The organism is Polaribacter sp. Z014 (assembly GCF_023555435.1).
Taxonomy (GTDB): Bacteria; Bacteroidota; Bacteroidia; order Flavobacteriales; family Flavobacteriaceae; genus Polaribacter.
Map to the genome: position 1 here is coordinate 1 of NZ_JALCZP010000037.1, position 14,607 is coordinate 14,607.

Genomic DNA, 14,607 nt, shown 5'->3' on the forward strand with positions numbered 1-14,607 from the left:
CTCAATGAACGTTGCTAACTCTGTGTTATTCCTGTTAGCGGGTGCAAACTTACAACTCATTTTTATTCTGACAACTATTTTTTTACCTTTATTTTTATTTAATTTTACATACGGTTTTAAGTGGTTTGTTTTTAATGGATTACAAGAGAAGTTTTTTTACGTTTTTTTTGAGAGTCTTAAGAGGTCTGTTTCTTTTGTGAATGGTAATCTCTTTTTAACACATAGGAACATAGAAAACTAAGGTTCGTTAGATGAGCACTTAAAATACCTATAGGTATTTGATGACATTTAGATTATTCTCATAACTATTGATTATGAATAAGGTTTCTTTGATTACTTAGACTTCTTTTTAATCTTCTAAATGAAGGCTCGAAATGTTTTTTTTTATTAAAAAGAGATTGAACGGACAATTTTAACCTTCTTTTCATTTTAAATTCCACAAGAAACACGTTTCTTAATCTTATAAATGGACTTTATATATAGCACAACAACTTTCGTTTTCTAATTAAACTACCTAAAAACAGATACTTAATGAGCCCTATATTTGTTTTGAATACATAGATTTAACTTGAAGGATGATTTACGGTATAAAGAAAATGCCTTGTACCTCTCACCACTCAACATGCTATGCATCGCAATGATTAGTGAAATTTAAAAATACATATAGGATATTATATTTGTTAGTTCTACTCTTTGTTAGATTATTTACTTGAAGCTTCTTAGAATAACTGAAGCCCATGTTAGGGATTGAAGCATTTGTTTGAGCTCTTTTTTATTTTTTATAAAAAAAGCGAGTGCGGAAAGCCCGACCGCGTCTTTTTTGGAGCGGGAACACCCAAAAAAAATAGATTCTTAATAAGTACATATATATATTGTGTGAAATATTGTTTTCTAATATCTTTGTATCCTCAAATATTATACATTAAATGATTAAAATAACTTTACCTGACGGAACTATTAAGGAGTTTGCTAAGAATAGCACTCCGATGGATGTTGCAAAAAGCATTAGTGAAGGGTTTGCTAGAAACGTAATATCTGCAAATTTTAACGACGTAACTGTTGAAACCACTACCCCATTAACCACGGATGGTTCTTTAATTTTATATACGTTTAATGATGCTGGTGGTAAGAAAGCTTTTTGGCATTCTTCTGCACACGTTTTAGCAGAAGCTATCTTAAGTTTTTATCCGAAAGCTAAATTAACCATTGGACCTGCAATTGATAATGGCTTTTATTATGATATTGATTTAGGTGAAGATGTTATTTCTGATAAAGACTTCCCTTCTATTGAAAAGAAGTTTTTAGAGATTGCACGTGGAAAACATGAGTTTTCTTTACGTTCTGTTTCTAAAGCAGACGCTTTGTCATTATATAAAGCAGAAAATAACGAATATAAAGTTGAGTTGATAGAAAACTTAACGGATGGAGAAATTACTTTTTGTGACCATAGTACTTTTACTGATTTATGTAGAGGAGGTCACATACCTAACACTGGGATTATAAAAGCTATTAAAATAATGAGTGTTGCTGGTGCTTATTGGCGCGGTGACGAAAAAAATAATCAGTTAACACGTGTTTATGGAATTAGTTTTCCGAAACAAAAAATGTTGACTGAATATTTAGCATTATTAGAGGAGGCTAAAAAACGTGACCACAGAAAACTAGGTAAAGAGTTAGAATTGTTTGCTTTTTCTCAGAAAGTAGGTGCTGGTTTGCCTTTATGGTTACCAAAAGGTACTGCTTTACGTAATCGTTTACAAGATTTCTTAAAAATTGCACAAAAGAAAGCTGGTTACGAAGAAGTAATGACTCCACATATTGGTCAAAAAGAACTATATGTTACATCTGGTCATTATGAAAAATATGGTGCAGATAGTTTTCAGCCGATAAAAACACCTAAAATGGATGAGGAGTTTTTATTGAAACCTATGAACTGCCCACATCATTGTGAAATTTATAACTTTAAACCTTATTCTTATAAAGATTTACCAAAACGTTTTGCTGAATTTGGAACCGTTTATAGATATGAACAAAGTGGAGAATTACATGGTTTAACTCGTGTTAGAGGTTTTACGCAAGATGATGCTCATATATTTTGTACACCAGAACAATTAGATCAGGAATTTAAAGACGTTATAGATTTAGTTTTATATGTATTTGGTTCTTTAGGTTTTGAAGATTTTACAGCTCAGGTTTCGATTAGAGATAAAAGTAACCCAGATAAATATATAGGAGATCCTGAAACTTGGGAAGTTGCTGAAAATGCAATTATAAGTGCAGCAACAGATAAAGGTTTAGATTTTGTGATTGAAGAAGGTGAAGCTGCCTTTTATGGTCCGAAATTAGACTTTATGGTTAAAGACGCAATAGGCAGAAGTTGGCAACTTGGAACCATACAAGTTGACTATAATTTACCAAAACGTTTCGATTTAACCTATAAAGGAGCAGATAATCAATTGCACAGACCTGTAATGATTCATAGAGCGCCATTTGGTTCTATGGAGCGTTTTATTGCGGTATTGCTAGAGCACACGGGAGGAAACTTCCCTCTTTGGTTAACTCCTGATCAGGTTATCTTATTGCCTATCAGTGATAAATATGAGAAATATTCAGAAAAAGTTTTAAAATCGTTAGAAAATTCCGAAATTCGCGCCCTGATAGATCACCGAAGTGAAAAAACGGGTAGAAAGATTAGAGACGCAGAAGTTAGCAAAGTACCATTTATGGTAATTGTTGGAGAAAAAGAAGAAGAAGAAGGAACCGTTTCTGTAAGAAAACATGGTGAAGGAGATCTCGGTACATTTACCATTGAAGAATTTATTTCTTTAATTAAAGCAGAAGAAAGTAAAACATTGAAGAAATTTTAATTAATTTTGAATTTCATCTAGAAAATAAAAAGGTTGGAAAACAACCATTAGTTAAACTTAAAATTTATAAGTCATAGCAATTCGTAGAAGCAGGTCAAGAAGACCGTTAAGAGTAATCAAAGAAGATCAACATAGAATTAATGAGAAAATAAGATATGTTGACGAAGTTCGTCTTGTGGGCGATAACATAGAAGTTGGTGTATATCCTTTAGATAAAGCTAAAGAATTAGCCAGAGAACAGGAATTAGATTTGGTTGAAATATCACCAAAAGCTAAACCTCCTGTTTGTAAAATTATTGATTACAAGAAATTCTTGTATGAGCAAAAAAAACGTGAAAAGGTTTTAAAATCGAAAGCTACAAAAGTGACGATTAAAGAAATACGTTTTGGACCTCAAACTGATGAGCATGATTATGAGTTTAAAAAGAAACATGCTCTTAAATTCTTACAAGAAGGTGCTAAGTTAAAAGCATTTGTATTCTTTAAAGGACGTTCTATTATATTTAAAGAACAAGGTCAAATTTTATTATTAAAATTAGCCCAAGAGCTAGAAGAATATGGTAAAGTAGAACAGTTACCAAAATTAGAAGGTAAACGTATGATTATGTTTATAGCTCCTAAAAAACTAAAATAAAAGAGTTTTTAAAGTTTAAAACTTCTTAGAGATTTTAAAGTTAGGTACCACTTAACTTTAAAACTTTATGAACTAATAACTTTAATACTAAAGATAATAAGCAAGTTAAAAACGAAGGAGAGATGCCTAAAATGAAAACAAAATCTAGCGCCAAAAAACGATTTAAAGTTACTGGTACTGGGAAAATCAAAAGAAAGCACGCGTTTAAAAGTCACATCTTAACAAAGAAGTCTAAAAAACGTAAATTAAAGTTAACTCATGATGGTTTAGTACATAAAGCAGATGAGTCTAACATTAAGCAAATGTTAAACTTAAAGTAAGTTTAACCAGGGAATTTAATTATTAACCATGGAGTTAGGCAAAACATAAAAAGTATTCTTAATTGAATCGCCTACTACAAAACACATTGAAATTATGCCAAGATCAGTAAATTCAGTAGCCTCAAGAAAAAGAAGAAAAAAAATCTTGAAGGCTGCAAAAGGTTACTTCGGACGTAGAAAAAACGTTTACACAGTAGCAAAAAATGCAGTTGAAAAAGGTATGCTTTATGCATACAGAGACCGTAAAAACAATAAGAGAAACTTCCGTTCTTTATGGATTGTGCGTATTAACGCTGCAGCTCGTTTACACGGAATGTCTTACTCTCAGTTTATGGGGAAAGTGAAAGCTAACCAAATTGAATTAAACCGTAAGGTTTTAGCCGATTTAGCTGTAAACAACCCAGACGCTTTTAAGGCAGTTGTAGAAAAAATAAAATAAATAATAATACTTGCTTATATTTAAAACCCAAACATAAAGTTTGGGTTTTTTTTTTATAAATTTACAGTTACATAAAAAACAACAATGAAATCACTTATAATTACCTTATTACTACTTACCGCAACTATTTCCTTTTCACAAGAAACAATTAATGAAGACTCTTCTCTTGATGGTCAATTTAACAGAATTAATAGAGTATCTACTAACTACCAATCTTATAAAGTAATTAGTAAAGACAAGTTTTTACAACTTAAACAAAACGTATTAGACTCTGTAAAATCATTAAAAAAGAAAATTTCTGAAAAAGAAAATTTACTAATTACAGAAAGAAATGGTATCAAAGAAACTAAAACACTTTTAGATAAGACCAAATTAGATTTAGATGCGGCTTTAATAAAAGAAAATTCTATTTCAGTTCTAGGCTTACAATTAAGTAAAACAACATACAACCTATTACTTTGGAGCCTTATAGTTATATTACTTTTAGCATTGTCCTATTTTATCTTTAAATTTTCTAAAAGTAATGTTCTAACAAAAGAAGCAAAGGATAATTTAGCTGATATTGAACAAGAGTTTGAAAAGCATAGAAAGAATACTTTAGAAAAAGAACAAAAACTTAGAAGACAACTACAGGATGAGATTAATAAACAGCGTAATAATTAGTTTTTAATCTATAATCCTTAAAATATTAAATTCATATTTTAAATTCTGATACTGATTTCATAGAAAGAATATTAAATAAAGGCTTAATATTATGATATTTTGTAGTATTTATGGCTTAAAAAAAATAACTACAATTATTTAGTTCATTAAATAGTATTTTGTTAACTTAGGAATTCAAAAAAAACCTAAACAAACTTAATTACTGAAATTTTATGAAAGCCCTTTTTTATACTCGAGAATTTCCTCCTTATGTATATGGTGGTGCTGGTGTTCATGTAGAATATCTTGCCGCAGAATTAGCAAAACTTATGCAGGTTGACGTAAGGTGTTTTGGAGACCAGAATGAAACCAACACCAACCCAACTGTAAAAGGTTTTCCATATGAGAACCCGATTTTCGACAATTCTGACGATAAACTTAAAGCCATATTTCAAACTTTAAGTACAGGTCTTCATATGAATGCTGAACCTATTGATGCAGATGTTATTCATTGCCATACTTGGTACTCTCACTTTGCTGGAATAGTTGCAAAACTTTGTTATGGAATTCCTTTAGTAATTACTACACACTCTTTAGAACCGTTAAGACCCTGGAAAAGGGAACAATTAGGGCGTGGTTATGATGCCTCTTCTTGGATAGAAAAAACAGCAATTGAAATGGCAGATGCTCTTATTGCCGTTTCTGAAGAAACCAAAGAAGATGTTTTAAAACATTTTAATGTAGACGAGAAAAAAATTAAAGTAATATATAACGGTATTAACTTACAGCAATATGTTACTACTTCAGAAACTGCTACGTTAGATGAATATGGTATTGATAAAAATAAACCTTATGTACTTTTTGTTGGTAGAATAACAAGACAAAAAGGAATTATACATTTAGTTAATGCTATAAAATATATAGATCCAGATACCCAGATAGTACTTTGTGCTGGTGCACCAGATACACCTGAAATAGGTGAAGAAATGAAAGCTGCCGTTAACGAAGTTAAAAAAACTCGTGAAAACGTAATCTGGATTGATAAGATGGTCACTAAAGAAGAAATTATTCAATTATACTCTCACGCCGATGTATTTTGTTGCCCATCTATTTACGAACCTTTTGGAATTATAAATATTGAGGCAATGGCTTGTGATACCGCTGTTGTTGCAAGTGCAGTTGGTGGTATTAAAGAAGTTGTTGTTCATGGAGAAACTGGTTTTCTAATCCCAGTAGAACAGCAAGACTCTGCACCTTTTGAACCTATTAATCCAGATAAATTTGCTAGAGATTTAGCCGATGGAATTAATACCGTAATTAACGATCCGGAGTTAAGAAAATCGATGGCTCAAAAAGGTAGAAAAAGAGTAGAAGAACATTTTGATTGGATATCTATAGCAAAGCAAGTAGAAGAATTATATAAATCACTAAAAAAATAAGGCAATGATAAACAATAAAGTACTCGGAATTATTTTAGGTGGAGGCCAGGGATCAAGATTATACCCTTTAACAAAAGATAGATCTAAACCTGCTGTACCAATTGCAGGTAAATATAGATTAGTAGATATTCCTATTTCTAACTGTATCAATTCTGATATAAAAAGAATGTATGTTTTAACGCAATTTAATTCTGCTTCTTTAAATGCCCATATAAAAAATACCTACCATTTTAGTTTTTTTAGTTCTGCTTTTGTAGATGTTTTGGCTGCTGAACAAACCATGAAAAGTGACAAATGGTTTCAAGGAACTGCTGATGCCGTAAGACAAAGTATGCAACATTTTTTAGCGAACGATTTTGAATACGCTTTAATTCTTTCTGGAGATCAACTATATCAGATGGATTTTAATGATATGATTCAAAAACACGAAGAAAGTGGTGCTGAAATATCTATTGCAACGTATCCCGTAAATGCTAAAGATGCAACTTCATTCGGCTTATTAAAAACTAATGATGAAAATATAATTACTTCATTCATAGAAAAACCAGCAGCAGAGTTATTACCAAATTGGACTTCTGACGTAGGTAGTGAAATGAAAGCACAAAACAGAGATTATTTGGCTTCAATGGGAATCTATATTTTTAATAGAGATTTATTGATTAAATTAATGGAAAATCCAGATACCAATGATTTTGGAGGTGAAATTATACCACAAGCAATAGAAGAACATAAAACATTAAGTTATCAATATGATGGTTATTGGGAAGACATTGGTACTATAGACTCTTTCTTTGAAGCAAATTTAGGTTTAACAGATGATGTGCCTCAATTTAATTTATATGATGAAAAAGGTATTTATACAAGACCAAGAATTTTACCAACTTCTAAAATTTCTGGTTCTATTTTAAATAAAGCTGTCATTGGAGATGGATGTATTATTCATGCAGAAAAAATAGAAAGATCTGTTATTGGTATTCGTTCTAGAATTGGTAAAAATTCTTTAATATCAAACACCTACATGATGGGAAATGATTCTTATGAAACTTTAGACGAAGTATCAACAAATCATATCGAAATTATGATGGGAATTGGAGAAAGATGTTACATACACAACTGTATAGTAGATAAAAACTGTAGAATTGGCGATGATGTTAGAATTAATGGTGGCAAACATATAGAAAATGTAGAAACAGACTCTTATATGGTTAAAGACGGAATTGTAGTAATTAAAAAAGATGCTACCATACCTAAGGGAACAAATATAGGATAGAATGTTTTTTACTTTTTTATTATTTAAAATTAACCAAATTAATGCAAAATCAAAGTAGAATTGTAGTAGAAAATATTGCTCCTCAAATAAACCAAGGAACAGTAAATATTAAACGAGTTGTAAATGAAATTGTAAATGTAACTGCAGACGTTTTAGTGGATGGTCATGATGTACTTCAGGCAAATTTATTATTTAAACATGAAAAAGATAGTAAATGGTCGGAAATTAGAATGACGCCAACCTTTAATGATGAATATACCGCTAGTTTTCAAACCACAAAACAAGGTTATTATTCATATAAAGTAGAAGGTTGGGTAGATTATGCATTAAATTGGCAACATGGTTTAGGAAGAAAAATTGATGATTGTCAGCATGTAAATTCAGAACTTTTAGAAGGAGCAGAACTTTTATTTACAATTATAGATACCGTTTCTCCTGAGGAAAAAGACTATTTACTACATTTAATATTCATATTTAAAAATAGTGAAACTTATACTGAAGCCATTAAACAAGCTGTTTCGGAGAGGTTAACATCTATTTTAAAAAAATATCCTGAGAAATCTTTAACTGAGACTTCTCCAGAATATAAAGTATACGTAGATAGAAAAAAAGCTCGTTTTAGTACTTGGTACGAATTTTTTCCACGTTCGGCTTCTGAACAAGAGGGCAAACACGGAACTTTTAATGACTGTCACAGAATATTACCTAGAGTTGCCCAAATGGGGTTTGACACATTATACTTTCCTCCTGTTCATCCTATTGGTGAAGTAAACAGAAAAGGAAAAAATAACACTACTGTAGCACAAGATGGAGATGTTGGGTCTACTTGGGGAATTGGTTCTAAATATGGAGGTCATAAAGATTTGCATCCAGAATTAGGTTCTTTAGACGATTTTAAAAATTTAGTAGCAAAAGCAAAAGAATTAGGCATTGAAGTTGCTATGGATTATGCTTTGCAAGCTGCACCAGATCATCCTTGGGTTACAGAACACCCAGATTGGTTTAAATGGAGACCAGATGGAACCGTGCAATATGCAGAAAATCCACCTAAAAAATACCAAGATATTCTTCCAATTTATTGGGAAAGTAAAGACTTTAAAAATCTTTGGAAAGAATGTTTAGACACCTTATTATATTGGATAGATTGTGGAATTAACGTATTTAGAGTTGATAACCCACATACAAAACCTTACTTCTTTTGGGGATGGATTATTGCAGAAGTTAAAAAACAGCATCCAGATGTTTTATTTTTAGCTGAAGCCTTTACCAGACCAAAAGTAATGCAACAATTAGCAAAACAAGGTTACACACAATCCTATACTTATTTTACTTGGAGAGATTCTAAACATGAATTGATTGAGTATATGAATGATTTAACAAAAACCGATCAAAAAGAGTATATGTACCCTAATTTCTGGCCAAACACACCAGATATTAATCCATTTCACTTACAAGGTGCTCCAGAAAGCAAATACATACAACGTTATGCTTTAGCTGCTACTTTAAGTTCTAATATTGGAATTTACGGACCTGTTTTTGAACAAATGATAAGTGAGCCTATTCCTGGAAAGGAAGAATACTATATGTCAGAGAAATTTCAGCTTTGTCATTACGATTGGTTCAAAGAAAACAAAGTAACTACTTTAATTTCTAAAATAAATCATATTAGAAAAGAGCACGAATCTTATCAGCAAACAAATAATATTCAATTTTTAGAAACCGGTAATGATCAAATTATTGCTTTCTACAAATGGAATGATAATAGAACTAATGAAACCATAACAATTATAAGTTTAGATGCTTATAATTCACAATCCGGTTCGGTACAACTTCCGCTTCATGCCTTAAAAATTAATCATGGCCAGAAAATAGAAGTTGAAGATTTGGTAACAAGAAATTGCTACAATTGGTATAATGAATGGAATTATGTTGAGTTACATGCAACATTACCATTTCATATTTTTAAAATCAATAAGTAAGACTAAAAACCAAACAATAAACTAAAAAAATACATTAAAAAAGATAAACTTATGGCACAAACAAAAGTACACAGTCTTTTTACAGAATTTGATATTAGTCTTTTTCAGGCTGGTAAACATTATCGATTATACGAAAAATTTGGTTCTCACATTATCACTGTAGATGGTGTAGAAGGTACTTATTTTGCAGTTTGGGCACCAAGCGCAAAATCCGTTGCTGTAATTGGAGATTTTAATTTCTGGCTAGAAGGAGAACATCACTTAAACGTACGTTGGGACGGTAGTGGTATTTGGGAAGGTTTTATTCCAAATATTGGTAAAGGAGCCGTTTATAAATATAAAATAAGAAGTAGTAATAATGATATCACTACAGAAAAAGCAGATCCTTTTGCAAGAAGATGTGAGCATCCACCAAAAACGGCTTCAGAAGTTTGGGAAGATGACTATTCTTGGAATGACGAAAAATGGATGAAAACTCGTAAGAAAAACAATGCATTAGATGCACCTTTTTCTGTGTATGAAGTTCATTTAGGTTCTTGGAAAAAGCAAATTGAAGAAGGTCGTTTTTTAAGTTACAGAGAGTTAGCTGATGATTTGGTTAATTATGTTGCAGAAATGAATTTTACGCATGTAGAATTTATGCCAATTATGGAATTTCCGTATGACCCAAGTTGGGGGTATCAATTAACAGGATATTTTGCTCCTACATCTCGTTTCGGTTATCCAGATGAATTTAAATATTTAGTGGATAAATTTCATGAAAAAGGAGTTGGTGTCTTACTAGATTGGGTTCCTTCCCACTTTCCATCAGACGATCATGGATTAGGCTACTTTGATGGATCTCATTTATATGAGCATCCAGATAGACGAAAAGGATATCACCAAGATTGGAAAAGTTTAATTTTTAACTATGGTAGAAACGAAGTAAAAGCATTTTTAATTAGTAATGCAATCTTTTGGCTAGACCAATATCATGCAGACGGATTAAGAGTAGATGCCGTTGCTTCTATGTTATTCTTAGATTATTCTAGAGAAGAAGGAGAATGGGAACCAAATGAGTTTGGTGGAAGAGAAAACTTAGATGCAATTAACTTCATTAAAGAAATGAATACGGCTGTTTATGAAGCTTTCCCTGATGTGCAAACTATTGCAGAAGAATCTACTTCGTTTCCAAAAGTATCTAAACCAATCTATGATGGCGGCTTAGGTTTTGGAATGAAATGGATGATGGGTTGGATGCATGATACCTTAGATTATTTTGCAAAAGAGCCTATTTATAGAAAACATCATCAAAACGATTTAACATTCAGTTTAAATTATGCCTTTACAGAAAACTTTATGCTACCTCTTTCTCATGATGAAGTGGTATATGGTAAAAAAGCAATTGTAGATAAAATGCCTGGTGATGAATGGCAAAAATTTGCAAATTTAAGAACGCTATATAGTTTAATGTTTACGCACCCTGGAACAAAATTATTATTTCAAGGAGCTGAATTTGGACAAACAAGCGAATGGGATTTTGACGGAAGTTTAGATTGGCATTTATTAGATTATAAAGTACACAAAGGAGCACAGAATTTAGTAAAAGACCTAAACAAATTTTACAAAAAAGAACCTGCTTTACATGAAAAACAATTTTCTCATGAAGGTTTTGAATGGATAGATCATGGAGACCACGAAAACTCTGTATTATCTTATATTAGAAAAGGGGAAAATGAAAAAGACAATATTATTGTAATCTTAAACTTAACCCCTATTCCTAGAGAAGGCTACAGAATAGGTTTACCAAAAGCAGGATCCTTAAAAGAGGTTTTTAATAGTGATGCTGCTAAATATAATGGAACGGGTAACTTTAAGAACACAAAATTAACTTCAGAGAAGAAAGTATGGAATAATAGAAAGAATTCTATTGAATTAGATTTACCTCCTTTGGGTATGATTGCTTACAAGTACAAATAAAATTATATTACAAATCCTCTTTTTTTATCAATCTAGTATTCTGATAAAAAAGGAGGTTTATTTTTTTAAACTTCACAATAAAAGACTTCATATTTAAGACTTTAAGAAAAGTATAGACAAATTAAAAAAGAAAATGTATTCTAATTATTTTTAAATAAATAAGCAATATTTTTACAACTAAATTAAACGAATACGTAATAGTATAAAAACAATCTTAAACAAGACTGTTTTACAAACTTTTACGACTTTTGCAAGTCAAAATAAACAACCAAGATTATGATTGTTAATACCGAGTTAGAACAAAAAGGAAACTTATTTCCTTCAGAAATAATAAGCTACAAGAAAGATGTAGATACATTATATTTTACAACATCCAACAACGTAATTTTACAACTTACTGTTGTAAGAGATAGTGTTATAAGATTTAGATACGCTACAACTGGTAAATTTGAAAATGATTTTTCTTATGGAGTTACTATTCATGCTTCTAGAGGATATTACTTTCTAGATGTTACAGAAGACGAAACTCATTATATAGTTACCACTTCAAAATTAATCTGTAAAGTAGAAAAAAGTAGTTTACAAGTTAAACTTTATGATGCCCTAGACTTAAAACTAATTAATGAAGATGAAATTGGTTTTCATTGGGAAGAAAGCTATGAATATGGTGGAGACATCGTAAAAATGAGTAAAACTTGCCAGAGAGCAGAAAGTTTTTATGGGTTAGGAGACAAACCCGTAGATGTAAACTTAAAAGGTAAACGTTTTGAAAACTTTGCTACAGATTCGTACGCTTTTGGTAAGGATACAGACCCTATTTACAAAGCAATACCATTTTACACCGCTATACAAGGAGGTAAATCTTACGGTATTTTCTTTGACAATACTTTTAAATCTCATTTTGATTTTGCACATGAAAGAAGAAATGTAGCCAGTTTTTGGGCACAAGGAGGCGAAATGAATTACTATTTTATCTACGGACCACAGATGGAAGATGTAGTTAAAAATTATACAGATTTAACAGGAAAACCTCATGCGTTACCTCCATTATGGGCTTTAGGCTTTCATCAATGTAAATGGAGTTATTTTCCAGAAAGTACCGTAAAAGAAGTTACAAATACTTTTAGAGATTTAAAAATACCTTGCGATGCTATTTATTTAGACATCGATTATATGGATGGTTTCCGCTGTTTTACTTGGGATAAAAACTATTTCCCAGATCCTAAAAGGATGGTAAGAGAATTAGAAGAAGATGGTTTTAAAACCGTAGTAATTATCGATCCAGGAATTAAAATAGATTTAGAATACGATGTTTTTAAAGAAGCATTAGATAAAGATTATTTCTGTAAACGTGCCGATGGACCTTATATGAAAGGTAAAGTATGGCCTGGTGAGTGTTATTTTCCAGATTACACAAACCCAGAAGTTAGAGAATGGTGGTCTGGTTTATTCCAAGAATTAATAGAAGATATTGGTGTAAAAGGTGTTTGGAATGATATGAATGAACCTGCCGTGATGGATGTTCCTAACAAATCTTTTCCAGATGATGTTCGTCATGATTTTGATGGAAACCCTTGTTCTCATAGAAAGGCACATAATATTTACGGAACTCAAATGGCACGTGCAACGTATCATGGTTTAAAGAAATATGCATATCCAAAAAGACCTTTTGTTATTACAAGATCTGCATATTCTGGTGCACAAAGATATACCTCTACCTGGATGGGAGATAATGTTGCTACATGGGAGCACTTAGCAATTGCCAATAATCAAGCACAAAGAATGGCCATGTCTGGTTTCTCTTTTGCTGGTTCTGACATTGGTGGGTTTGCAGAGCAACCACAAGGAGAATTATTTGCTCGTTGGATTCAATTAGGAATATTTCATGCTTTTTGTAGAGTACATTCTTCCGGAGATCATGGAGATCAAGAACCTTGGGTTTTTGGTGATGAAATTACAGATATCGTAAGAAAATTCGTTGAACTTAGATACCAATTATTACCTTATTTATATACTACTTTTTGGAATTATATAAATGACGGAACACCTATCTTAAAATCTTTAGTTCTATACGATCAAGAAGATACAGCTACACACCACAGAAGTGATGAATTTGTATATGGAGAACAAATTTTAGTTTGTCCAATACAAGAACCAAATGCTAAAGGAAGAAGAATGTATGTTCCTAGAGGTAACTGGTATAATTTCTGGACAGATGAACTTGTACAAGGAGGAAAAGAAATGTGGGTAGATGCAGACATAGACAGCATGCCTATCTTTATAAAAGAAGGAGCAGTAATCCCTAAATATCCTGTACAACAATATGTTGATGAAAAAGAATTTGATGAAATTACTTTAGACCTATATTATAAAGAAGGTAAAGAGTCTTCAAAATTATACGATGATGCTCATGATGGGTATGACTATAAAAAAGGAAGATTTAGTTTACGTACTTTTAAGGTAACGGGTAAAAAAGAAGAATTAATTATACAACAACACAAACGTGGAGACTTTAACGCAGGTTACACTAAATTTAATATTGTTTTTCATAATTTACCTTTCGAAATCACCTCTGTACAAATAGATAATGTACCGGTAACTTTAGATAACGTTACACTTGGAGAAACTCAATCTATACTTATGGATAAAGAATTTACTGAGTTACATATATTAGGTAAATAAAAAATTGTTCTAACTGTTTTCAGTGAGTAATCTCACTGAAAACGGTGAACTAAAAAACCCTATAAATGGGTATTGTGAGGTTTGTATTACTAACTTACATTTGTAACGTAAGTAATCTTTCCCCCAAACATAACATACATTGTTTAAGGTTTCTTAAATAATTATTCAAAACTAAAAGCGATTAAAGTTTATCTTAACTTTAATCGCTTTTTATTGTTATAAATATTATTGAAAAAAACCTCAAAACATATTTTTGAGGTTTTACGTTTAACGCAACTCTATAAAATAGATCCTTTAGAACAAACTATAAATATAATTGTCACTTATTAAATTTAAAATATACTTATAAAATAAAAGTTTAAAGAATTATATTTAT

Annotated in this window: 10 protein-coding genes; all 10 read left to right on the plus strand. The window is 31.1% G+C overall.

Going from position 1 to position 14,607, the window contains the following annotated elements; genetic code table 11:
- Positions 1–926 precede the first annotated feature (926 nt).
- Positions 927–2,867: a threonine--tRNA ligase gene (gene thrS / locus MPF19_RS18260; RefSeq protein ID WP_203394901.1), complete on the plus strand. Its 1,941-nt coding sequence runs from the start codon at positions 927–929 to the stop codon at positions 2,865–2,867.
- Positions 2,868–2,982: 115 nt separating this feature from the next.
- Positions 2,983–3,501 (plus strand): translation initiation factor IF-3, encoded by a 519-nt coding sequence (gene infC / locus MPF19_RS18265; RefSeq protein ID WP_165733851.1) that lies wholly within the window; start codon positions 2,983–2,985, stop codon positions 3,499–3,501.
- A 122-nt stretch (positions 3,502–3,623) separates the two neighbouring features.
- On the plus strand, positions 3,624–3,821 hold the full coding sequence (gene rpmI / locus MPF19_RS18270) for a 50S ribosomal protein L35 (protein ID WP_105050637.1): 198 nt from the start codon (positions 3,624–3,626) through the stop codon (positions 3,819–3,821).
- Positions 3,822–3,915: 94 nt separating this feature from the next.
- Entirely contained in the window at positions 3,916–4,260 is a 345-nt protein-coding gene (gene rplT / locus MPF19_RS18275; protein WP_068450935.1) for a 50S ribosomal protein L20, read from the plus strand.
- An 84-nt stretch (positions 4,261–4,344) separates the two neighbouring features.
- A complete protein-coding gene (locus tag MPF19_RS18280) occupies positions 4,345–4,923 on the plus strand; it encodes a hypothetical protein (protein ID WP_203394902.1) in 579 nt (192 codons plus the stop codon).
- 212 nt (positions 4,924–5,135) lie between these two features.
- Positions 5,136–6,341, plus strand: a complete 1,206-nt coding sequence (gene glgA, locus MPF19_RS18285) for a glycogen synthase (protein WP_203394903.1) — start codon at positions 5,136–5,138, stop codon at positions 6,339–6,341.
- 4 nt (positions 6,342–6,345) lie between these two features.
- Positions 6,346–7,611, plus strand: coding sequence for a glucose-1-phosphate adenylyltransferase (locus MPF19_RS18290; protein WP_249989734.1), 1,266 nt, complete (start codon positions 6,346–6,348; stop codon positions 7,609–7,611).
- A gap of 41 nt (positions 7,612–7,652) precedes the next feature.
- Positions 7,653–9,590: an alpha-1,4-glucan--maltose-1-phosphate maltosyltransferase gene (locus MPF19_RS18295; RefSeq protein WP_249989735.1), complete on the plus strand. Its 1,938-nt coding sequence runs from the start codon at positions 7,653–7,655 to the stop codon at positions 9,588–9,590.
- A gap of 51 nt (positions 9,591–9,641) precedes the next feature.
- Complete coding sequence (gene glgB, locus MPF19_RS18300) at positions 9,642–11,549, plus strand: 1,4-alpha-glucan branching protein GlgB (RefSeq protein WP_249989736.1); 1,908 nt, start codon at positions 9,642–9,644, stop codon at positions 11,547–11,549.
- A gap of 276 nt (positions 11,550–11,825) precedes the next feature.
- A complete protein-coding gene (locus MPF19_RS18305; protein WP_249989737.1) occupies positions 11,826–14,231 on the plus strand; it encodes a glycoside hydrolase family 31 protein in 2,406 nt (801 codons plus the stop codon).
- Positions 14,232–14,607: the final 376 nt, after the last annotated feature.